We start from the raw sequence: 22,107 nt of genomic DNA, 5'->3' as shown, positions 1-22,107 counted from the left end.
GCATAGACTGAATGCTCAGTCAACCGCTAGCGATGGAGGTGCGCCGTGTCTTCGACGGTGCTGCAAAGCCAGGTGTCGGATGCGGTGGACGAACTCATCGCCGCTGAGGAGCAGACGTTCCTGCGTCGTCAACCGCGCAGCACCGAGATGATCGCCCTGGCACGTGAACACCTCGCCGGCGGCGCGACGTCCAACTGGCAGATCGCCGAGCCGCAGGCCGTCTGGATGAGTCACGGCGAGGGCTCCAAGGTGTACGACGTCGACGGTACGCAGTACGTCGACATGCACGGCGGTTACGGCGCTTCCATTGCAGGACATGCACATCCAGCGATCGTGGCCGCGGTCAGCGACCGGGTCCGGCGCGGCACGCACTTCGCCCAGCCCACCGAGGATGCGATCTGGATCGCCGGTGAACTGGCCCGTCGGTTCGACCTGCCGCTGTGGCGGTTCGCCAATTCGGGCACCGAGGCCACGATGGACGCCGTCCATCTCGCCCGCGCCCTCACCGGCCGTGACCTCATCATCAAGGTGGAGGGCTGTTATCACGGCCACCACGACTCGGTCCAGGTGTCGGTGCTCCCGGAGCCCGACGAGGTCGGCCCACGCGACCACCCCATCGGCGTGCCCGGCAATTCGGGGATCCCGGCAGCCATCCGCGACCTGGTGGTGGTCGTGCCGTTCAACGACACCGAGGCCGTGGCCAGGGCGCTGGCCGAGCACCGCGGTCGGGTGGCCGCGATGATCCTCGAGCCGATCATGATGAACGCGGGCATCATCAGGCCCGACGACGGTTACCTCGCCGCCGTCCGCGAGCTCGTCCACCGAGACGGCGCCCTGCTGATCTTCGACGAGGTCAAGACCGGTTTCACCACCGGCCCCGGTGGTGTCACCGCGATCTCCGGGGTCGTACCCGACATGGTTTGTCTGGCAAAGGCACTGGGCGGCGGGATCGCCGTCGCCGCAATCGGCGGCACCACGGAGGTGATGTCAGCGATCGCCGATGGCCGTTATGAACAGGTCGGCACCTTCAACGGCAATCCGCTGGCGATGGCCGCCACCCGCGCCACGCTGGCCGAAGTGCTCACCGACGACAACTACCGCCATCTCGACGCCCTCGCCGTCCGCATGCGTGGAGCCCTGGAGGCGGTGATCGCCGACCACGGCTTCGACTGGCACGTCGTCTCGGTTGGCGCCAAGGGATGCGTGACCTTCCGCCGCGATCCCGTCCGCGAGTTCCGCGACTTCCTCACGGTCGACGCGCGGCTCGGTCATCTGCACTGGCTCATTCAGCACAATGGCGGCGTGTTCCTGCCGCCATGGGGGAAGGTGGAGCAATGGCTGCTCTCCGTCCAGCACGACCAGTCCGATGTCGACCGGTTCACCGGCAACTTCGCGCGGCTGGCTGCGGCGGTGGCTCCTTGATCGGGGGTCGATGGTGACCGCCGCGACGGGTGGGCACATCGGGCTGCACCAGCTGGCCAAGGCCTTCGACGGCGTACCCGCCGTCACCGGTATCGACCTCGACATCCCCGCCGGCCAGTTCTACTCGCTGCTGGGGGCGTCCGGTTGCGGCAAGACGACGACACTGCGGATGATCGCCGGCTTCGAGAAGCCCGACTCCGGCCGCATCGAACTCGACGGCCGCGACGTCGTCAACGATCCACCGCACCGTCGCCCGGTGAACACCGTCTTCCAGACCTACGCGCTGTTTCCCTTCATGACCGTCGCGGAGAACGTCGCCTTCGGGCTCAGATATCAGAAGGCCACCCGCGACGAGAGCCGGCGCCGCGTCGACGAAGCCCTCGACCTCGTGCAGATGGGCACGCTGGCCAAGAGGCGTCCGGCGCAGCTGTCGGGCGGTCAGCAGCAGCGGGTCGCGCTGGCCCGGGCGCTGGTGCTACGGCCACGCGTGCTCCTCCTAGACGAGCCGCTCGGTGCGCTGGACGCCAAGCTGCGCAGGCAGTTACAGCTCGAGCTGCGCGCCGTCCAGCGCGAGGTCGGCATCACGTTCGTCTACGTCACCCACGATCAGGAGGAAGCGCTCACGATGAGCGACCAGATTGCGGTGTTGGCCGACGGCCGGGTGGAGCAGGTTGGTCCGCCGCAGGAGATCTACTCCTCGCCCGCGACCACGTTCGTCGCGGAGTTCCTGGGCGCTGCCAACATCTTCGACGCGGAGGTGGTCGAGGCCTCCGACACGGCGGCGATCTGCTCGGCGCTCGGCACCGAACTCAGCGCCGTCGTCGAGCACTCGATGCCGAGGGGTCCCGCGGCGATCGTGATTCGTCCGGAGCGGATCGCGCTGCAGGGTGCCGACGAACCGGTTCACCTGAGCCACAATGCGATCGGCGGCACCGTGAGCCAGGTGGTGTACCTCGGCTCGTATACGCAGGTGCACGTCGACGTCGGGGCCGCTTCGGCGCTGGTGGTCGAGGTCCCGAATGCCTCCGGCCCGTCGTCGGTGACCCATGCACCGGGAGCGGCCGTCACGTGTGTCTGTGCGCACGACGCGGTCCGGGTGTTGCACCGCAGTGCGTCCTCGATGGTGCCCGACCCGATCGCGGACGAGGCGCTCAGCCCTTCTTCGGCGTGAGCTTGGCCGGGGGCTTGCGCTTCTGCTTTTGGGCAGGCAGATTCAGCTCGCGTTCGCAGAACCTCATCGCGATGTCGTAGGCGACGTTGGAGTCGATCTCCGGATCCTCCAGCGCCACCTGGATCGATAGACCGTCGAGCAGGGCACCGAACTCGAGGGCGAACATCCTGGCGTCGACCTTGCCGCTCAACTCGTCGGTGGCCTCACCGGACCTGATGGCGTCGACGATCATCTGGCGCCAGCGGGCGTCGAGCTCGACCCGGCCCGCCTTCACCTCGTCGTGACGGAAGGCTTGCGCCCACAGGTCCAGCCATAGGCCCCAGGCACCGGGAATCTCGTTGTCGGCCTGCGGAATCACCGTCGACTTGATCAGCAGCGACAGCCGCTCCCGCGTCGAGGTGACCTCGGCGAGCATCTTCTCGGCCGCTTCGTAGAACGACTCCTCGGAGTGGCGGAGTGCGTCGACGAGCAGCCGGTCACGGGTGCCGAAGTAGTAGATGACGAGTGCGGAGCTGACCCCTGCGCGCTTGGCCACGTCGGCGATCCGTGTCTCGCCGAATCCGCGTTCACAGATCAGGCTTGCTGCGGCGTCGAGCATTTCGGTGCGACGGGCCTCGTTGTTCTCCGTCGCGGGTGCGGGTTCGGCCATATCGCTCCCGGTCCTCCCTCCAAGTGGCGGCACTGCTACTTGTCTGCAAGCCTAACACTCGATTAGATTGAACAGTCAGTCAGGACGACGGCCGAGCACTCGAAAGAAGGTCCCCATGGCCAATGATTACGACGCGATCGTCGTCGGCGGAGGTCACAACGGTCTGGTCTCGGCGGCCTACCTCGCCCGGTCCGGCGCCAAGACGCTGGTGCTCGAATCGCGGGCCACCCTCGGCGGTGCGGCGACCACCGAGTCACCATGGGAGGACGCGCCGCACCTGCGGGTCACCCGACTGTCCTACGTCGTGAGCCTGATGCCGCCAACCATCGTCGGCGACCTTGGCCTGGAACGCCACGGCTACAAGGTGCATCCAATGGGACCGTACTACCAGGCGTTTCCCGAGGGCGGCTCGCTCACGATCTTCGAGGATGACCCCGCGCGCACGCACGAGCAGATCGCCAAGTTCTCCAAGAAGGATGCCGACGCCTGGCCCAAGTGGAACGAATGGCTGGAGGGCATCGCCGAGGTCATGGGTCCGCTGCTGACCCAGGTGCCGCCCAACATCGGTTCGCACAAACCGTCGGATCTCATCGACCTCGCGAAGCTGGCGTGGAGCCAGAAGGGCATCACCACCCGGATGACCGCCGACGTCACCCGGCTGCTGACCATGAGCATCGCCGATCTGCTCGATGACTGGTTCGAATCAGCGCAAGTGAAGGGCGCGCTTGCGGTCAACGGCGTGATCGGAACGTGGGCCGGACCGTACGAGCCCGGCACCGCCTACGTGATGGCCCACCACTCCATCGGTGACGTCGGCGACGGTCAGCTCGGTAGCTGGGGTTATCCCGAGGGCGGGATGGGCGGGGTGTCGGAGGCCATCGCCCGCTCGGCGCGCAGCTTCGGTGCCGAGATCCGCACCAGCGCAGGGGTATCGAGCCTGACGGTGCGCGGCGGCAAGGTCGAGGGCGTGGTGCTGCAGAACGGTGAGGAGATCACCGCGCCACTGGTGGTCACCACCCTGCATCCGCGCACGGCCTTCCTCGACCAGATCCCGCGCCACGAACTGCCCGACGACTTCGTCCGCGACATCGAGCACTGGAAGACCCGCAGTGGTGTCGTGAAGATCAACCTGGCGCTCGGCGAACTGCCCAACTTCACCGCCGACCCGAGTTCGGGGATCGCCGAGCACCATACGGGCTCGGTCGAGATGGCACCCACGATGGAGTACATCGAGGCGGCGTTCCAGGACGCCCGCGTCGGCAAGCCGGCATGGGCGCCCTTCAGCGACGGCGTCATCCCGACGACTCTGGACAAGACCCTCAATCCCGATGGCACGCACATCATGTCGCTGTTCACCCAGTGGGTGCCCGCCGAGTGGGCGTACGCCCCGCACGGGCCCGAGCTGGACGCATATGCCGACCGCCTCATCGATCTCTACGATCAGGTGGCGCCGGGTTTCAAGGCCTCGATCCTGCACCGCGACATCGTCGGACCGCACGAGATGGAGCAGGAGTACGGCTTGATCGGCGGCAACATCTTCCACGGTGAACTCTCCCTGGAGCAGCTGTTCCACATGCGTCCCGCCCCCGGCTTCGCCGACTACCGCACCCCGATCGACGGGTTGTACAACGGCAGCTCGGCCACGCACGCCGGCGGCGGTGTCTGCGGCATCCCCGGCTGGCAGGCGGCGAAGGCCGCGCTGGCCGACAAGAAGCGGGCCAGCGGGCGGATCCGTGCGGCGCTCGGCCGTTGGACCTAGGCGGTTCGGTGGACGATGCACGCCGGGCGGCGGTAGGCGCGATGCTCGGCGCCACGTCGGTGGCGATCGTCGGCGCCAGCGCCCGTCCCGACAGCTTCGGCGCACGGATGGTCATCGAGGCCCAACGCAGTTCGGCCCGAATGCATCTGGTGAATCCGCGGTACGAGCGGATCGGTGAGCTGCCCTGCGTACCGTCGCTCGCCGATCTCGACGAACCGGTCGATCTGGTGCTGTTCGGCGTCCCGGACGGCGCGCTGGTCGATCAGGTGACGACGGCCGCCAAGACGGGCGCGCGCTCGGGGGTCGTGTTCGGCTCCGCCCACGGCGTGCGCGAGGAGGTGGCCGCAGTCGCGTCGGAGGCCGGTATGGCGCTCTGCGGCGCAGGATGCATGGGCTTCGTCAACAACGCGGTCGGGTTGCGCGCACTCGGCTACCTGGAATCCGATCCCGTCCGGGCGGGCGGCGTCAGCCTCGTCACCCACTCCGGATCGGCCTTCTCGACGCTGCTCCGGTCGCGTCGCGGGTTCGGCTTCCGGCTCGCCGTGTCCTCGGGCCAGGAATTGGTCACCCACACCGCGGATTACGTGGAGTACGCCCTCGACGATCCGGGTACCGAATTGCTTGCGCTGCTCTTGGAGACGCCGCGTGCGCTACCCCGGTTGCGCGGCGCGCTGCGTCGGGCCCACGAGATGGGCATCCCCGCCGTCATCCTGCCCGTCGGAGGCTCACCGGCCGGCCAGGCGATGGTCGCCGCCCACTCCGGGGCGTTGGCCGGCGGCGACGCGGCCTGGCAGGCGTTCTGCGATTCCGTTGGGGCGGTCCGGGTGCGGGATCTCGCCGAGTTCACCGACACCATCGAGGTGTTCAGCGCGGGCCGGCGCGCCGGCCCGGGGAACGGCATTGCCACCGTTCATGATTCGGGTGCGGAGCGCGCGCTGATCACCGATCTGGCCCATGACGTGGGCGTCGACTTCGCCTCGCTGTCGGGGCGGTCGGTGACGGCCATCGAGGACCTGCTCGACGACGGCCTGCTCGCCACCAATCCGCTGGACGTGTGGGGCACCGGGGCGGACACCCGGGCACTGTTCCGCGCCTGCCTGCGGGTGATGACCGAAGACCCCGCGGTGGCCGTCACCGCGCTGGCCGTGGATCTCGTGACCGAGTTCGACGACGACACCGCCTATCCGGATGCGGTGCTCGACGTCGCGGCGGAGACCAGCGCTCCCTTGGCCGTGTTGACGTCGGTGCCGGCAGCGATCGATGGTCCCACTGCGCAACGACTTCGGGACAATCGAATTCCCGTTCTCGAGGGGTTCCGAAGCGGGCTGGCGGCATTGGGGCACCTGTCCCGTTGGCCGCGGGACCTCGAGCCCGCCGAGTCTCCCGTCGACCAGGGTCGGCGACGTCGATGGCGCGCCCGACTGGCCGACGGGAATCCCGGGGTGGCGTTCGAACTCCTCGCCGACTACGGCGTGCCGGTGGCGCGGCCGACGGTGGCCCGCGACCTCGAGGAGGCCGTGGCCGCCGCCGACGCCACGGGGTATCCGGTGGTCCTGAAGACCACGGCCGTCGAGCACAAGAGCGACGTGCGTGGCGTGGTCCTCGGCCTGGCCGACGCCGACGCGGTGCGAACGGCATACCAGGACATCGCGTCTCGGTTGGGGCCGTCGGTGACGGTGCAGCCGATGGTGCCCGACGGCGTCGAGGTGTCAGTCGGCGTCGTGCGGGACGGTACGTTCGGCCCGCTGGTCGTGGTCGCCGCCGGCGGGACCCTGGTCGAGCTGCTGGCCGACCGCGTGCTGGCCTGCCCACCGGTGTCCCATGGCGGTGCCCTGCGCATGCTCGACGGCCTGCGCATCCGGCCCATGCTGGACGGCTGGCGCGGCGGCGCGGCGGTGGACGTCGATGCGCTCGCCGACGTGATCGTCGGATTCTCGCGGCTGGCGACCGAACTCGGCGATTCACTCGAGGCGGTCGAGGCCAACCCGCTGATCGTCTCGGCGTCCGGCGTGATCGCCGTCGACGCGCTGGTGATAGTGCGCAGCGGGGGCGGCCAGTAGCGGGGCGAAGGCCAACTCGGCGGGGCTGAGCTGACCCTGGTGACTCAGAAGATCGAGTAGACCTTGCGCACCGTCTCGTGGACGTCCCACGTCCCGGTCCAGCCCTTCGGGAACACCGCGACGTCGCCGGCGCCGATCTCCGAGGCCTCACCCCCGTCGGGTGTCACCGTCATCCGGCCCGCGACGAGGTAGATGACCTCGTGGGTCTGCAGCGCCCACCGGGACGGACCGGGGGCACACTGCCAGATGCCCGCCGACGACTCGCCGTCCACCCACACCTCGAGTCCGTGGGTGGCCATCGGGTCGCCGGTGGCCTCGTCGAGCGGGCCCCAGTCCTCCAGCTCGGCGTCGATGGCATCGGGCAGCAGGCTGGTGATCATCGTGAGGCCCTTTCGGGGAATGGTAGTGAAATCGGTTCGGGTGCAACGCGACTGTTGCCCTCGGCGTCGAAGCGGTCGAGGCCAAGGTCGGCCAGGTCGAGCCACTCGCAGTGACCCGTCGTGGCGAGGTCGGCCGCGACCTGCGAGACCGCGGGGCCCCACATCATGCCGTGTCCGGCAGCGCTGGCGACGACGGTGCCCTCGATTGGGCCATCGTCGGTGAGCAGCGGGCCGAGGATCGGTAGGTGGTCAGGTGTGTAGTCGATCGTCGCCGCCCACGACCTCCGGATGCCGAGACCCCTGACGGCGGGGAAGAGATGCTCCATGCGGTCGCGCGCCTTGCGGTAGTACGGCTCGTCGAAGTCGACCGCCACACCTGGTGGTTCGTCCGGATTGCTCATACCCCAGAGCACGCCACCGGCTTCACCTGGACGCCAATAGATTCCGGATGTCACGTCGAACACCATCGGCACGGCGTGGACGTCGAGACCGGCCGGTGCAGCGGTGACGACCACCTGATGGCGGGCGCCACCGGCGTGGATGGGGCCGCCCGCCACGGCGCCCACGGCGGCGAGTTTGGGGCCGCCGGTGAGCACCACCCGTTCGGTGTCGATGGGGCCGCCGGCCGTATCGACCCCCGTGACCCGGCCGCTTCGGGTGCGCAGTCCGGTGAAGGCGCAGTGCTCCCGGACGTCGACGCCATGGGCGACCAGCGCGGCGGTGTAGGCCAGCACGTTGCGCGGGGCGTCGAGGTACCCGTCTCCCGGCGCATAGGACGCGCCCATCGTCACGCCCGGCGCCAGACCGGTGTGCCGGGCGTCGAGATCGGCACTGCTCAGCCACTCCACTTCGAGGCCGAGGCTACGTTGCAGCGCGATGCGTTGTTGTGCCTGCTGCACTTCGGCTTCGGTGAACGACGGCATGAGGTAACCCTGCGCGACGAATCCGCAGTCGAGGGGGAAGCGATCGCCGCTGGCGGCGTAGAACTCCTGGGCGCGCAGACCGAGTTTGATCGCCGGCTCGGTACCGCCCTGGGCCCGCACCATGCCCGCCGCGCGGCTGCTGGCGCCGTCACCGAGGGTCGCTGATTCGAGGAGGACGACGTGTCGGACACCGGACTCGGCGAGTAGCACGGCCGTCCAGGCGCCGACCGTCCCGCCGCCGACCACCACCACGTCGGCATGGGTGGAACTAGTCATAGCACCAGACGCTGACATAGACTGAACACTCAGTCAAGAGCAAGGAGCGGGGATGTACGGATTGACGGAGGCAGATCGGCGAATCCAGGAGACCGCGCGTGGCTTCGTCGATTCGCTGATCCCCCTCGAGGTCGAAGCCGAGTTCGCCGGTGGTGTGCTGTCCAAGGAACTGACTGCCGAACACCATTCCCGAGCAATTGAATTGGGCCTCTACGGCACCAACATGCCCACCTCGGTAGGAGGCGTCGGATGCACCGCGCTACAGCAAGTGCTGGTGCAGGAACAGTGCGGGCGGGCGACCAACGGCCTGGCCTGGGCGATGGCCACTCCGCCCCAGTGGTGGGTCGACGTGGCCACCGACTACCAACGGGAACGGTGGCTGCTCCCCTCGGTCCGCGGTGAGAAGCACGAGGCCTACGCCATCACCGAGGAATTCGCGGGCTCCGACGTCTCCGCACTGGCCACCACCGCCCGTCGGGTGGGCGACGAGTACGTCGTCGACGGGGTGAAGTGGCACGTCACGTCGTACAACCTCGCCGACTACTGCTTCGTGCAGGCGGTTCTGGTCGGCGGCGAGTTCGAGGGCGAACACGTTCTCGTGGTGGTGGACCTGCCGTGGCCGGGTGTGGAAGTGGTTCGTACGCCACATTATTCGCATCACATCGCTGATGAACACCCCATCGTCGCCTTCAACGGCGTGCGGGTGCCTGCGGCGAATCTCGTCGGCGCGGAGGGCGAGGGAATGACCTTCACGCAGGACTGGTTCCGGTTCGAGCGGTTGATGGTGGCGGCTAGGTGCGTGGGGGCTGCACAACGGTTGCTCGAGGAGGTCACCGCGTTCGCCAAGCAGCGCGTCGTCGACGGCAAGCAACTCGGTGAGCATCAACTCGTGGCAGGCATGCTCGCCGACACCGCCACCGAACTCTTCGCGGCGCGCACCATGCTGTACGAGGTGGCGCGTTCGATCGATGCCGGCGCGGACCGAAAGACGTTGCACGCGCAGGCGTCAATGGCCAAGTTGTACTGCTCGGAGATGGCCGGCCGGGCCGCGGACCGCAGCGTGCAGATCTTCGGCGGTCGCGGCTACATGCGCGAGAACGTCGCCGAGCGGATGTACCGAGAGCTCCGCGTCGAGCGGATCTGGGAGGGCGCCAGCGAGATTCAGCGCCTCATCGTCGCCCGTCAGCTGATGAATCGCGGACCGGCGGCGGTACTGGAAGGCGGCGGGTGACCGCTCAGCAGGGGTCGCCGGGAGGCGTGTAGTACGGCACCCCTTCGACCGTGTAACACGGGATCTCGCCGTAGACGTACGGGGTGTCGGCCGAGGCGATCGCGACGCCCCTGGCGACGTCGCCGGCAACGTTGGTGCACCCGCCGACGGCTACGTGCCGACCGCCGGCACCCGCGCAGATGTCGGCCTGAGCCGCCGGCGCCACGGCGAACGGGAGTGCCGCCATCGCGGCGGTCGTCAATAGCGTTGCTGCCAGTTTCTTCATCGCACATTCCTTCATTTAGGCCGACTCGGCCTGATTATCTCGCCCGTTACCCCTGTCGTCGGGGGATTGGCCAAACCCGTCCGACGTGGCCTTCGGCCCGCGGAAGCCCAGCAGTCGCATCCCGTGGTAGATCACCAGCGCGGCGATCGAGCCGAGCGCGATGCCCGTGAAGGTCAACGAGCCCGTCTGCCAGGTGAAGTCGGCGATGCCGATGATCAGCGGGATGGCTGCCGTCATCTGATTCACCGGCAGGCCGAAGTCCACGTGGTTGGTCAGCCAGATGCGGACGCCGAGGATGCCGACGAGCCCGTACAACACGATCGTCGCCCCGCCCAGCACGCCGGGCGGGATGGCGGAGATGGCCGCGCCGACCTTCGGGCACATCGCGAGCACGATCGCTACGGCAGCGGCGATCCAGTACGCCGCAGTGGAGTACACGCGGGTCGCGGCCATCACGCCGATGTTCTCGGCGTACGTGGTGGTGGCCGAACCGCCGCCGAAGCCCGCGAGCGTGGTGGCAAATCCGTCCGCGGCGATGGCGCGGCCCATCACCGGGTTGGTGTCGGTGTTCGTCATCTGCCCGACCGACTTCACGTGGCCGATGTTCTCCGCCACCAGCGCGATGACCGCGGGCAGGAACAGCGGCAGCACCGCGAGATCGAACGACGGCGTCTGGAACTCGGGCAGGCCGATCCATGGCGCGGCCGCGATCGCGGAGGTGTCGACGTCGCCGATGGCGAGTGCCAGCAGGTAGCCGATGACGACCGCCAGGAAGATCGCGAGGCGACCGATGATGCCACGGAAGAACGCCAGGATCGCGACGAGCAGGACCAGGGTGACGAGGCCGACGACGGGGCCCTTGTCGAAGTTGGCCTTGGCGGCGGGCGCCAGGTTGAAGCCGATCAACGCGACGATCGCGCCCGTCACGACCGGCGGCAGGGTCGCGTCGAGCCAGCCGGTCCCGACGAAGTGCACGATGGCGCCGATGATCATCAGCAACAGGCCGACGGCCACCAGGCCGCCCAGGGCGCTGCCGGTGCCGTTCGACGCCACCGCCGCGGTGACCGGGGCGATGACCGAGAAACTAGATCCGAGATAACTGGGCAACCGGTTGCCGGTGATGATCAGGAACAGAACCGTGCCGACGCCGGAGAACAACAGCGTGGTGGCCGGTGGGAAGCCCGTCAGCACCGGCACCAGGAACGTCGCGCCGAACATCGCCACCACGTGCTGGGCGCCGATGCCGAGGGTGCGCGGCCAGCTCAGGCGTTCATCGGGCGCGACGACATTCGCGTCGGACGGCACGGGCTTCCAGCTGAGTGGGATCACGGTTCTCGACTACACACCATCGCAGGTGATCCCGCGAGCCAGGCTCTCTCCCGCCGAGCGTGAGCCCACTGCGAAGAAACGGGCGATTCTTCGCAGTGGCGTCACGTTCGGCGACGCACGGCGTAGGCCAGCGCGCCGAGCAGGACGACGCTCGCGCCGACGAGCACCGACGTCACCGGCAGCGTGAACGCCAGGACCAGACAACCGAGCAGACCCGCGATCGGAATCACCTTGGCGCCGAGGGTGAATGCCGATGCGTTGGCGATGGCGTAGTACACCAGCACCGCGAACGACGAGAAGCCGATGGCGCCCCGCAGGTCGAGCACCGCCGCGAGCACGGCGACGACGGCGCCAACGGCGATCTCCGCGCGGTGCGGCGTGGCGAACCGCGGGTGCACGGCGGCCAGCACGGTGGGCAGATGGCGGTCGCGGGCCATCGCCAGCACCGTGCGCGACACCCCGAGGATGAGCGCCAACAGCGATCCAAGTGCCGCGACTGTCGCACCGGCCCGGACGACGGGCGTCAGTCCAGGGTGACCGGCGGCGATCACGGCGTCAGCCAGCGGGGCGGTCGCGGAAGCCATTGCACTGCTGCCCAATTGCGCGAGCACGGCGACGGCAACCGCGGCGTAGACGACCAGGGTGAGCCCGAGGGCGAGGCGGATCGCCCGCGGGATCGTCCTCGCCGGATCCCGCACTTCCTCGCCAAGGGTGGCGATGCGGGCGTACCCGGCGAACGCGAAGAACGACAGCCCGGCCGCCTGCAGCACACCGAGGACGCTCGCGTCGTGCAGCGCCAGCCGCGAGAGGTCGGCGTTCCCGGACCCGACGATCACGGTGACCACGGCGGCGAGCACCGCTAGGACGAGGGCGACGATGATCCGGGTGAGCCACGCCGACTTCTGCACGCCGACGGTGTTGACCACGGTCAGGGCGACCACCGCGGCGACGGCGACCGCGTGGGCGTACTCCGGCCAGGCGTAGACACCGACCGTGAGCGCCATCGCCGCACACGACGCCGTCTTGCCGACGACGAAACTCCATCCGGCCGTGTAACCCCAGAACGGTCCGAGCCGCTCCCGCCCGTACACGTAGGTGCCGCCGGATTGCGGGTAGAGCACGGCGAGCCGGGCCGACGACGTCGCGTTGCAGTAGGCGACGACCGCGGCAACGGCCAGCCCCACCAGCAGCGCCGAACCGGCCGCCGCGGCGGCCGGTGCCAGGGCGACGAAGATGCCCGCGCCGAGCATCGACCCGAGTCCGATGGTGACGGCGTCCGCCGTGCCGAGGCTGCGCCGCAGCGCGGGTGGATCTGGCACGGCCACGCGTCAGAGCGTAGTCAGTCGGGGTACGCGGAGGTCAGCCGACTGGCCTCGGGTTTGAGGAAGACGTCGGCGAGGGTGACCGTGCGGAGTTTGCGATCGTGGATGACGTCGAGCAGTTCGTGGTAGGTGCCGGTGACCGGTGGGTGGTTGAGATGGCCGATGACGATCGACTGCGGCACGTAGTACTTCTCGGCGTTGGCGACGATGTCGCGTGGGGCCAGGATCTGGTCATCGCCCAGGTTGCCGTTCCAGAGGGTGGTCTCGGTGTAGCCGAGGTCGGTCGCCACCGACTGGACGCGATCGTCGAAGGCGCCGTACGGCGGCCGGTAGAAGGGCGCGGCGTCCACGCCGAAGGTGTCCTTGATGAACCGATCGGTGTGGCGAAGCTCGTCGGCGATCCCACTGCCGGTCAGCTTCGTCAGGTTCGGGTGGATCCAGGTGTGGTTGCCCAGCTGGATCTGGCCCGACTCCACCAGCGGCAGCAGCATCTCGCGGTTCTCGCTCCACGAGGCGTAGACGCCGGTGACGAACATGGTCAGGCGGATGCCGGTGTCCTTCGCCAGCTGGCAGTAGGCGCGCACCACCGCGCTGTCGACCCCGTCGTCGAGGGTCAGCGACATCAGGTCACCGGGCCCGGGCAGGGAGCTGAGCACGCCGCCGCCAGGCAGCAGCATCCGGGCCTGAGTCGGCGGCGGGGGCAGCAGCTGGGGCCACGCGGGCGCCGGCGGCGGTCCGACCGGTGTCGCGACGGCAAGCTCGCTCGAGGCGCCCGCGCCGCAGCCGGCGAGGGCGAGTCCAGCGGCCGACGCAACGGCGCCCAGGAGGATGGTGCGCCGTGACAGCAGTGCCCCATTGATCACTCTGGTCACATCGGGCACATGCAGCAGGGTAACTGCTCAGCGATCGATAGCGGCGGAAGCTGGGCCTTGGAGTTTGCCGTCAGGTAGCTGACCCCCCCGGCGCTACCGGTTGCGGATGACGTTGACGGCCAGGTAGCCGCCGTAACCCAGCAGCCCGGCCAACGCCAGCTTGCGCGTCTGCGGGATCGCCACCGCTAGTCCGAGCGCCGTCTCGAGACCGCCGTTGATCTTCAGGTAGCGGTCGGTGTCCGTGGGGAAGGCGGACTTGGTGATGCCCTCGAACAGCTCTGGGCGGACGAAGTGTGCGACACCCGTTCCGGCCAAGGCCAATCCGACGAACGCGGGCACTTTCGAACTACTCTCCTGCGGCACGTACCGATCCTCTCTGATTAGGCAATCTGGTAGTCGGCCAGCGGGAATTCCGAGGCCTCCTTGATGGCTGCTTCCGTCGACGACGGGCGCAACAGGGTGGGCTCGCCGGCAGGGTTGAAGTAGTACGAGTTCGCACTCCCGCAGTTGCCGGTGGTGAACAGCGAGTCGACGAGGAGTTCGGTCATCCGGTCGAGGAAGGCCGTGTTGGCCTCCTCGGTGACCTCGAACGTGGTGGCCCCGCGTCGCTTCACCTCGGAGAACAGGCGGTCCATCAACCGCATCTGATACTCCATCGTGTTGAAGAAGTTCAACCCCAGGAACGCGTACGGACTCGCCAGGCTCAGGTAGTTGGGGAAGTACGGCATCGAGACGCCCTGGTACGCCTGGAACCTGGTGTCACGCCACCACTTTCCGAGATCGCGGCCCTCGCGGCCGATGATCTCGACGGCGGGGAAGTTGGCTTCCCACAGATCGAATCCGGTGGCCAGCACCAGGGTGTCGATGACGTTCTTGGTGCCGTCGGCGGCGACGATGCCGTCGGCTTCGACGTGATCGATACCTGCATCTTGCAGGTGCACATGAGGTTTGGTGAACGCACGGTAGTAGCCGTTGGAGAACGTGGGACGCTTGCAGCCGAAGTCGTAGTCGGGCGTCAGGCGCCGGCGCAGGTCGGCATCGCGGATCACTGCGAACCGGTGAAGTTTCGACAGGTCGGACGCGGAGACGTTGAACCGGCCGCGGAAGGTCCGGTAGTGCCGGACGCCCACGGAGACCATGACCTCGTAGATCGAGTCGGTCAGCCAGCGAAGTACGCGCTGGGTCAAGGGGATTCGCGCGAACAGCCGCTTCGTTCGTTCTCCGAACCGCAGGTCGACCTTGGGCACCACCCAGATCGCGGTGCGCTGATACACCGTGAGGTCGGCGGCCCGCTTGGCGAGTTCGGGAATCAGCTGGACGGCGGTGGCGCCGGTCCCGATCACCGCGATGCGACGGCCCGCGGCGTCGTAGTCGTCCTCCCACTCCGTGGTGTGGATGACCTTGCCGGCGAACTCGGCGATGCCCGGAATGTCGGGCACCTTCGGCTGGGACAGGAAGCCCGTCGCGGTGATGAGGTAACGCGCCGTCAGGGTGTCACCACCGGCCAGGGCGACCCGCCAGAGGCTGGCGTCCTCATCCCAGCGGGCGCCGGAGACCGTGACGTTGAACCGCATGTGTCGGCGGACGTCGTACTTGTCGGCGACGTCGTCGGCGTACTGCTTGATCTCTGGTCCCGGGGTGAACAGCCGTGACCAGTTGGGGTTGGGCTCGAAGAAGTACGAATAGGTCGTGGTCGGCACGTCGACGGCGAGGCCGGGGTAGTGGTTGACGTACCAGGTGCCGCCGAGGTCGTCCTCGCGGTCCAGGATGACGAGATCGTGCAGGCCCAGTCGCTTGAGTTGGATCGCAGCGCCGATCCCCGCGAACCCGGCACCCACGATGACCGTGTCGAAGTGCTCGAAATTCATTCCCAAGACGCTACCTCAGGTCCTATTCGTCACCCCTTGAGCGATGCGGTCCGCTTGATGTCGGTCGTGGCGATGCAGACGATCGCCCGGTCGCCCTGCCCCCACGTCTCCGCCGTGGGATACAGCACGAACACACCGATCGAGTCGTCGGTGAGCGCGTCGGGGGCGTACGACGCCAGTTCGTCCGGGCACTTGTTCTGCCACACGTTGATCGCGGCTTCGCCCGGGTATTCACCGTCGGGCATGGTCAGCACGGCGTAGGCCTCACCGGCGTGCGGCTGGTTGCAATCGGTCTTGGGCACCAGTTGCACCAGTGAGCCGTCCGGGATGTCGGTGAGGCAGTCGCCCACGGCCAGGTCGGTGGCGATGACCTTGTCCTTGGTGGCGAAGAAGAAGAAGGCGACGGCGGCGATCAGGGCACCGATCAGCACGACAGCGAGCACCCCCAGACCGATGAAAAGGCCCTTGCGCGACTTCTTCGGCGGCGGACCTGGATAGGGGTAGCCGGCGGGCGGCTGGCCGTACGGCCCCTGCGGTCCGTACGGACCCTGCTGATAGGGCAGCGGGGGCGGCGGCGGGTACTGAGCACCCGGCTGCTGATACTCGGGCGGCTGATTCGGATCTCCCGACGGCCAGGTCATTCTCGGAAGATAGCAGGATCTACGACGGTAGCGACCGGAGAGCGGCCTCGACCGCGAGCGCTGGGACGTCCAGGGTCTTGGAGCCGAGGTCATGGCGGGCGCCGGTCACCTCGACCACCTCGGTGTGAGCCGAGATCAGCAGCGCCGCCGCACGCACCTCGTCGATGCTGCCGAAGGGGTCGGACGTGCCGTGGGTGAACACGGTCGGCACCGTGATCAACGGTAGGTGTTCGGTGCGGGCGCGTTCGGGCTTGCCCGGCGGATGGAGGGGATAGGAGAACAGGGTGAGCACGTCGACCGCGAGCTCGTCCGCGACGGCCACCGACGTCATCCGGCCGCCGTAGGAATGGCCGCCGGCGAGCACTGGACCGTTGGTGCGCGAGCGGGCCAGCGCGACGGCCTCGGCGACGCCCGCCTGGTCGGCGGCGGCTGATCCCGATGGCGGCCCCTTCGGCCGACGCCGCCGGTAGGGCAGGTCGTAGCGGACCGCCAGCCAGCCGTGAGCGGCCCACTGGTCGCAGATCCTGATGAGCATCGGGGATTCGCGGCTGCCGCCCGCACCGTGGGTCAGGACGACGATTCCGGTCGGGTCGCCGGCCGGTGCGTGCGCGATGCCCGCGATCGCGTCAAAGTCCATGGCTGAGCCTGAACAGCGGTGACACCGGGCCGTGGCCGTGCCCCAAAGGGTATGCAGCGCGCAGACATTCGGTCACCCACCGCTTGGCGAACGCCACCGCCTCCGGCACGTCGTAGCCGTGGGCCAGGGCGCACGCCGTCGCCGCCGCCAGGGTGTCACCCGCCCCGTGATCGTGGGCGGTGTCGATGCGCTCGGCATCGAACTCGTGGAATTCCGAGCCGTCGAACAGCAGATCGGGGCTGTGTGACGACGACCGCAGGTGCCCACCCTTCACCAATGCCCACCGCGGCCCCAGCGCGTGCAGCGCCCGCGCCGCATCCCGTTGGGTGGCCGCGTCGACGACGTCGATCCCGGTGATGAGCCGTACCTCGTCGAGGTTCGGCGTCACCAGCGTGGCGAGCGGAAACAGTTCACCGCGCAGCGCATTGAAGGCCGACGGGTGCAGAAGTGGGTCGCCGTGCATGGAGGCGCACACCGGGTCGACGATCAGGGGCGCCGCCAGCCCGGCCGCGTCGAGGTCCCGCCACGTCTGGCAAACGGCCTCGATGATGTCGGACGATGCCAGCATCCCGGTCTTGGCGGCCTGGATGCCGATGTCCTCGGCGACGGCCGTGATCTGGCCGGTGATGACGTCCAGGGGGATTTCGTGAAAACCCTTGACGCCCAACGAGTTCTGTACCGTGACGGCGACCACGGCCACGCATGCGTGCACGCCGAGCAGCGCGAACGTCCGCATGTCCGCCTGGATGCCCGCCCCGCCGCCGGAGTCACTGCCCGCGATGGTCATCACGCGCAGCGGGGTCTGCCGCGGCGGGCTGAGTGGTAGGAAATTCATGGCACCTCATCCCTACGCCGGCATTACCCGGTCAGGTTCATACGGTCGACGGCGCACTGGCCGTCCTCTCAGTGCACGTGGCGTGCGCTCCCGCGCGGACGATTTCGAACGTACCGCAGGGGGTCTTGCGGGCGACGCCGCAGGGATGGGGAATAGGAATTGCCTCGAGATGTTTTGTATAGCTAACATATGCTTTTTGGGCAGGGCCGTCCGTGCCGCCCGTATGGAACCGATGTCGATACGTGAAGTGAAGCTGATGACGACTGAGACTGACATGACGAAGCCTGGACTCGCGGGGGGCGCCGACGCCGCGCTCGCCGAGACCGCCACGCGGCGCAGGCGCATGGACCACGACCATCCGCACTACAAGTGGGTCGTCCTGTCCAACACCACCCTGGGCACGCTGCTGGCCACCATCAACGCGTCGATCGTGCTGATCTCGCTGCCGGCGATCTTCCGCGGGATCGGGCTCAACCCGCTCGCGCCCGGAAACGTCAGCTATCTCCTGTGGATGCTGATGGGATACCTGGTGGTCACCGCGGTGCTGGTGGTGCCCTTCGGGCGACTGGGCGACATGTTCGGCCGGGTCAAGATCTACAACTGGGGCTTCGTCGTCTTCACCGTCGCGGCGGTCGCGCTGTCGTTCGACCCCTTCCACCTCGGTGGCGGCGCCCTGTGGCTGATCGGCTGGCGGGTGATCCAGGGCGTCGGCGGCGCCATGCTGATGGCGTCGTCCTCGGCGATCCTCACCGATGCGTTCCCCGCCAACCAGCGCGGCATGGCGCTGGGCGTGAACATGGTTGCCGCGGTCGCCGGCTCCTTCCTGGGCCTGCTGATCGGTGGCTTCCTGTCCGAATGGCACTGGCAGGCCATCTTCTGGGTCGGCGTGCCGATCGGCATCCTCGGCACGATCTGGAGCGTTCGGTCCCTGCGTGAACTCGGCGCCCGCACGCCGGGCCGGCTGGACTGGCCGGGCACCCTCACCTTCGGCCTCGGGCTGACGGTGCTGCTCGCCGGCATCACCTACGGCATCCAGCCCTACGGTGACTCGTCGACCGGATGGACCAGTCCGTACGTGCTCGGGGCGATCGGCGTCGGCCTGCTGCTGCTGGTGGCGTTCTGCTTCATCGAACTGCACGTCGACTCACCGATGGTCGACATCCGGCTGTTCAAGTCGGCGTCCTTCGGCATGGGCAACCTCGCCGGGCTGATGTCGTCGATGGGCCGCGGCGGTCTGCAATTCATGCTGATCATCTGGCTGCAGGGCATCTGGCTTCCCCTGCACGGGTACAGCTTCGAATCCACCCCGCTGTGGGCCGGCATCTATCTGCTGCCCATCACCGTGGGCTTCCTGGTCGCCGGACCCATTGCGGGTTCACTGTCCGACCGCTTCGGGTCGCGCCCCTTCACCGTTGGCGGCATGCTGCTGATGGCGGTCACCTTCGTTGCGCTGGTGCTGATCCCGGTGAACTTCGACTACTGGCTGTTCGCCGTGCTGGTGTTCCTCAACGGCCTCGGCGGTGGCATCTTCACCGCACCCAACACCGCGTCGATCATGTCCAGCGTGCCCGCCGCTCAGCGTGGCGCGGCCTCCGGTGTGCGGGCGACGTTCTTCAACGCGGGCTCGTCGCTGTCCATCGGCGTCTTCTTCTCGCTGATGATCGTCGGGCTGGCAAACACGTTGCCATCGGCGATGAGCAGTGGCCTTCAGGCGCAGGGTGTTTCGGCCTCCGTCGCCAACGACGTGTCGAACCTGCCGCCGGTCGGCAGCCTGTTCGCGGCCTTCCTGGGCTACAACCCGATGGGTGAGCTCCTCGAACCGTCGGGTGCCCTGACACAACCGGGGGTCAACGCCGACGTGCTGACGGGCAAGACGTTCTTCCCGCAGTTGATCACCGAGCCGTTCCACTCCGGCCTGACGGTGGTGTTCATCGCCGCCGCGGTGATGATGCTGCTCGGCGCGGCCGCCTCGCTGTTCAACCCGGGCCGCTACGGCACCGACGACTAGCCACCCGCCCCCCTCCGCGACCGTGCGTGTCTGCGGGCGACACGCCGATCCGAAATCGGAGTTCACGCACGCTCGCCCGGAGGGGGAGGGGCGGGTCGGGTGTAGGTCAGACGAGGTCGATCATCACCGGCGCGTGATCGCTCGGCGCCGGGGTGCCCTTCTTGCCGGGCTTGCGTTCCTCGCGCACGATCTCGGCGTGCGCGACACGGGACGCCAGGGCGGGTGAGCCGAGGATGAAGTCGATGCGCATGCCCTGGCGCTTGGGGAATCTGAGCTGGGTGTAGTCCCAGTACGTGAAGACGCCCGGCCCGGGGGTGAACGGCCGCACCACGTCGGCGAATCCCGCGTCGACCATCGCGTGGAACGCCGCCCGCTCGGGTTCGGTGACGTGGGTGCTGCCCTTGAAGGCCTCGACGTCCCAGACGTCGTCGTCGGTGGGGGCGATGTTCCAGTCCCCGACGAGTGCGATCGGCGATTCGGGTTCCCCGGTCAGCCATGCGGCCGCGGTGTTGCGAAGGGCGGCAAGCCATTCCAGCTTGTACGCGTAGTGCGGATCCTCGACCGTGCGACCGTTGGGGACGTACAGGCTCCACACCCGCACCCCGCCGCAGGTCGCGCCGATCGCCCTGGCCTCATCCGCCTCGTTCCACACGGGCTGACCCTCGAAGCCCAGCTGGACGTCGTCGAGGCCGACGCGGGACGCGATCGCCACGCCGTTCCACTGGTTGTGCCCGACGTGCGCGACCTCGTAGCCGAGCGCCGCGAACGGCATGGTCGGGAACTGCGCGTCGGTGCACTTGGTCTCCTGCATCGCCAGCACGTCGACGTCCCCGCGTTCCAGCCAGCTGGTCACGCGATCGATGCGGGAGCGGATCGAGTTGACGTTCCAGGTGGCCAGTCGCACGCGGCTACCCTAGCGACACGTAGCGCGAGCGGTGGTGCTCGGTGAAGCCCATCGACTCGTACAGCCGGATGGCGGCCGTGTTGTCGGCCAACACCTGCACGTAGGCCCGGGTCGCGCCGCGATCGATCCCCCACGCCAGCAGCGCCTCGCACACCAGGCGCGCCAGACCGCGGCGGCGGGCCTCCTCCGCGACGTGCACGGCCGACAGCCCCGCCCAGCGCGTCCCGTCAGGAGCCACCGTGACCGCGGCCCGGCCGACCGCGGTGCCGGCGACCCGCGCGAAGACCACCTCGCCGTCGACGACCGCGGTCAGCACGTCGACGGGCACTCGACGTGGATGCACGTCCAGCCACTCGTCGTCCGGCTGCGGGGCGAACGTCACCTCCGATGGCACGACGCCGGCCGTGAGTCGTGTTGCCATTACCACGTTTTCGCCGTCGGTTGGCTGGTCGGGAGGCAGGCGGTAGAGCCGGTCGGGCACGGCGAGCAACGGCGTCGCGCCTCGGGCGGCGTACCAGTCGGCGATGTCCCCGGCGTGTTCACCGGGCGTGGGTAGCAGCGGCACTGCGGAGTTCGCCCGTCGCGTGCTGCCGTGGCCGAAGCGCAGCAGCCAGCCGCCGATCCACTCGCGCTCGACCCCCGGCCAGCCCAGTGCCGCGGCGTGCTCGAGGTTGCGGATGTCACGGTTGCGGACGGGCGCGGCAGACAGTGGCCGGACCGAGATGACGTCGGCCGCGGAGATGGTGACGACGTCACCGGCCTTGTCCCGCACCCGCAGGGTGGCGCCGTCCTCGACGAGGTGCCCCACCACGTCGGTCAGCGGGGGCACCGAACCCACGGGCAGCCGATACCGCAGGCTGACCCTGGTACCGACCGGCGGCAGCGCGGGCATCAGTGCCCGAACGGGTCGGGGTCCTCACCGGGAGTCCAGCTGAGCCCCGGCACACCCCATCCGTTGGCCTTGACGGTCCGCTTGGCCGCGCGGGCGTGCCTGCCAATCAACTTGTCGACGTATAGGAAACCGTCGAGGTGGCCCGTCTCGTGCTGCAGCATGCGAGCAAACAGCCCCGAGCCCTCCAACGTGATGGGCGTGCCGTCGGCGTCGAGCCCCGTGACGCGCGCCCAGCTCGCACGCCCGGTCGGGAACGACTCCCCGGGAACCGACAGGCAGCCCTCGTCGTCGTTGTCGGGGTCGGGCATCGTCTCGGGCACCTCGGAGGTCTCCAGCACCGGGTTGACGATGACTCCGCGCCTGCGGGTGGCGCGGCCGCGCTCGTCGGCGCAGTCGTAGACGAACACGCGCTTGGATATCCCGATCTGGTTGGCGGCCAACCCGACACCGTTCGCGACGTCCATCGTCTCGAACAGATCCGCGATGAGATCGGCGAGGTCCTCGGGCAGGGAACCGTCGTCGCCGACGGGGATCGGACTGGTCGCGGTGTGCAGGACGGGATCTCCCACGATGCGGATGGGTACGACGGCCATGATCGGCAAGCTTAAGTCAGCCGACTCGCGGGCAAGGCTCACGGCTCAACTCCGTCCGCCGTGGTTCAAT

The 22,107-nt window shown here is 68.5% G+C and carries 21 protein-coding genes; 6 read left to right on the top strand and 15 right to left on the bottom strand.

All coding sequences use genetic code 11. The features are described 5' to 3' along the window. Positions 1 to 45 precede the first annotated feature (45 nt). Both QUE68_RS25690 and QUE68_RS25685 read left to right on the top strand, forming a co-directional pair. Entirely contained in the window at positions 46 to 1,422 is a 1,377-nt protein-coding gene (locus tag QUE68_RS25690) for an aspartate aminotransferase family protein (protein WP_284234886.1), read from the top strand. Between the two features lie 10 nt (positions 1,423 to 1,432). After that, complete coding sequence (locus QUE68_RS25685) at positions 1,433 to 2,593, top strand: ABC transporter ATP-binding protein (protein ID WP_284234887.1); 1,161 nt, start codon at positions 1,433 to 1,435, stop codon at positions 2,591 to 2,593. On the opposite strand, the gene QUE68_RS25680 is transcribed toward QUE68_RS25685, so the two are convergent. Next, positions 2,574 to 3,242 (bottom strand): TetR/AcrR family transcriptional regulator, encoded by a 669-nt coding sequence (locus tag QUE68_RS25680; protein ID WP_284234888.1) that lies wholly within the window; start codon positions 3,240 to 3,242, stop codon positions 2,574 to 2,576. The two genes, QUE68_RS25685 and QUE68_RS25680, sit on opposite strands and share 20 nt — an antisense overlap. 115 nt (positions 3,243 to 3,357) lie before the next feature. Here QUE68_RS25680 and QUE68_RS25675 point away from each other — a divergent pair, with 115 nt between their 5' ends. Together QUE68_RS25675 and QUE68_RS25670 are read left to right on the top strand one after the other, a co-directional pair. Further along, a complete protein-coding gene (locus QUE68_RS25675; protein WP_286274632.1) occupies positions 3,358 to 5,001 on the top strand; it encodes a phytoene desaturase family protein in 1,644 nt (547 codons plus the stop codon). 8 nt (positions 5,002 to 5,009) lie between these two features. Further along, positions 5,010 to 7,061, top strand: coding sequence for an acetate--CoA ligase family protein (locus QUE68_RS25670; RefSeq protein ID WP_286274631.1), 2,052 nt, complete (start codon positions 5,010 to 5,012; stop codon positions 7,059 to 7,061). A gap of 44 nt (positions 7,062 to 7,105) precedes the next feature. On the opposite strand, the gene QUE68_RS25665 is transcribed toward QUE68_RS25670, so the two are convergent. Both QUE68_RS25665 and QUE68_RS25660 read right to left on the bottom strand, forming a co-directional pair. Beyond that, entirely contained in the window at positions 7,106 to 7,441 is a 336-nt protein-coding gene (locus QUE68_RS25665; protein ID WP_284229316.1) for a cupin domain-containing protein, read from the bottom strand. Further along, positions 7,438 to 8,640 (bottom strand): NAD(P)/FAD-dependent oxidoreductase, encoded by a 1,203-nt coding sequence (locus tag QUE68_RS25660; protein ID WP_286274630.1) that lies wholly within the window; start codon positions 8,638 to 8,640, stop codon positions 7,438 to 7,440. Before QUE68_RS25660 ends, QUE68_RS25665 begins: the two co-directional genes overlap by 4 nt. Positions 8,641 to 8,692: 52 nt before the next feature. Here QUE68_RS25660 and QUE68_RS25655 point away from each other — a divergent pair, with 52 nt between their 5' ends. Continuing rightward, positions 8,693 to 9,871, top strand: a complete 1,179-nt coding sequence (locus QUE68_RS25655; RefSeq protein ID WP_286274629.1) for an acyl-CoA dehydrogenase family protein — start codon at positions 8,693 to 8,695, stop codon at positions 9,869 to 9,871. Positions 9,872 to 9,875: 4 nt separating this feature from the next. Here the strand turns inward: QUE68_RS25655 and QUE68_RS25650 are convergent, their stop codons facing one another. The 9 genes from QUE68_RS25650 to thiD form a co-directional block, all read right to left on the bottom strand. Further along, positions 9,876 to 10,136 carry a hypothetical protein gene (locus tag QUE68_RS25650; RefSeq protein ID WP_286274628.1) on the bottom strand — a complete coding sequence of 87 codons (261 nt, stop codon included), beginning with the start codon at positions 10,134 to 10,136 and terminating at the stop codon, positions 9,876 to 9,878. A 15-nt stretch (positions 10,137 to 10,151) separates the two neighbouring features. After that, positions 10,152 to 11,465: a uracil-xanthine permease family protein gene (locus QUE68_RS25645; protein WP_286274627.1), complete on the bottom strand. Its 1,314-nt coding sequence runs from the start codon at positions 11,463 to 11,465 to the stop codon at positions 10,152 to 10,154. Between the two features lie 101 nt (positions 11,466 to 11,566). Beyond that, positions 11,567 to 12,715 carry an APC family permease gene (locus QUE68_RS25640; RefSeq protein WP_286275946.1) on the bottom strand — a complete coding sequence of 383 codons (1,149 nt, stop codon included), beginning with the start codon at positions 12,713 to 12,715 and terminating at the stop codon, positions 11,567 to 11,569. Between the two features lie 89 nt (positions 12,716 to 12,804). Further along, on the bottom strand, positions 12,805 to 13,632 hold the full coding sequence (locus tag QUE68_RS25635) for a polysaccharide deacetylase family protein (RefSeq protein ID WP_455013534.1): 828 nt from the start codon (positions 13,630 to 13,632) through the stop codon (positions 12,805 to 12,807). 120 nt (positions 13,633 to 13,752) lie between these two features. Continuing rightward, on the bottom strand, positions 13,753 to 14,022 hold the full coding sequence (locus tag QUE68_RS25630; protein WP_284229305.1) for a hypothetical protein: 270 nt from the start codon (positions 14,020 to 14,022) through the stop codon (positions 13,753 to 13,755). Between the two features lie 17 nt (positions 14,023 to 14,039). Then, positions 14,040 to 15,527 carry a flavin-containing monooxygenase gene (locus tag QUE68_RS25625; RefSeq protein WP_284234896.1) on the bottom strand — a complete coding sequence of 496 codons (1,488 nt, stop codon included), beginning with the start codon at positions 15,525 to 15,527 and terminating at the stop codon, positions 14,040 to 14,042. Positions 15,528 to 15,556: 29 nt separating this feature from the next. Continuing rightward, positions 15,557 to 16,168 carry a septum formation family protein gene (locus QUE68_RS25620; RefSeq protein WP_286274625.1) on the bottom strand — a complete coding sequence of 204 codons (612 nt, stop codon included), beginning with the start codon at positions 16,166 to 16,168 and terminating at the stop codon, positions 15,557 to 15,559. Between the two features lie 19 nt (positions 16,169 to 16,187). Then, on the bottom strand, positions 16,188 to 16,805 hold the full coding sequence (locus tag QUE68_RS25615; RefSeq protein ID WP_286274624.1) for an alpha/beta hydrolase family protein: 618 nt from the start codon (positions 16,803 to 16,805) through the stop codon (positions 16,188 to 16,190). After that, the gene (gene thiD / locus QUE68_RS25610) at positions 16,795 to 17,640 is read right to left on the bottom strand and encodes a bifunctional hydroxymethylpyrimidine kinase/phosphomethylpyrimidine kinase (protein WP_284229297.1); all 846 of its coding nucleotides are present in this window, start codon (positions 17,638 to 17,640) and stop codon (positions 16,795 to 16,797) included. The genes QUE68_RS25615 and thiD overlap by 11 nt, the downstream gene beginning before the upstream one ends. 274 nt (positions 17,641 to 17,914) lie before the next feature. Here thiD and QUE68_RS25605 point away from each other — a divergent pair, with 274 nt between their 5' ends. Further along, positions 17,915 to 19,648 carry an MFS transporter gene (locus QUE68_RS25605; RefSeq protein ID WP_284234898.1) on the top strand — a complete coding sequence of 578 codons (1,734 nt, stop codon included), beginning with the start codon at positions 17,915 to 17,917 and terminating at the stop codon, positions 19,646 to 19,648. Positions 19,649 to 19,754: 106 nt separating this feature from the next. Here QUE68_RS25605 and QUE68_RS25600 read toward each other — a convergent pair whose 3' ends face one another. The 3 genes from QUE68_RS25600 to QUE68_RS25590 are packed head-to-tail and all read right to left on the bottom strand — an operon-like array spanning position 19,755 to position 22,037. Further along, positions 19,755 to 20,552, bottom strand: a complete 798-nt coding sequence (locus QUE68_RS25600; RefSeq protein WP_284229292.1) for an exodeoxyribonuclease III — start codon at positions 20,550 to 20,552, stop codon at positions 19,755 to 19,757. A gap of 4 nt (positions 20,553 to 20,556) precedes the next feature. Next, positions 20,557 to 21,444, bottom strand: coding sequence for an N-acetylglutamate synthase, CG3035 family (locus tag QUE68_RS25595; RefSeq protein WP_284229291.1), 888 nt, complete (start codon positions 21,442 to 21,444; stop codon positions 20,557 to 20,559). Beyond that, the gene (locus QUE68_RS25590) at positions 21,444 to 22,037 is read right to left on the bottom strand and encodes a peptide deformylase (RefSeq protein ID WP_284229288.1); all 594 of its coding nucleotides are present in this window, start codon (positions 22,035 to 22,037) and stop codon (positions 21,444 to 21,446) included. Before QUE68_RS25590 ends, QUE68_RS25595 begins: the two co-directional genes overlap by 1 nt. Positions 22,038 to 22,107: the final 70 nt, after the last annotated feature.

Source organism: Mycolicibacterium sp. TUM20985, assembly GCF_030295745.1.
GTDB lineage: Bacteria > Actinomycetota > Actinomycetes > Mycobacteriales > Mycobacteriaceae > Mycobacterium.
This window is presented reverse-complemented; position numbering and strand designations above follow the sequence as displayed.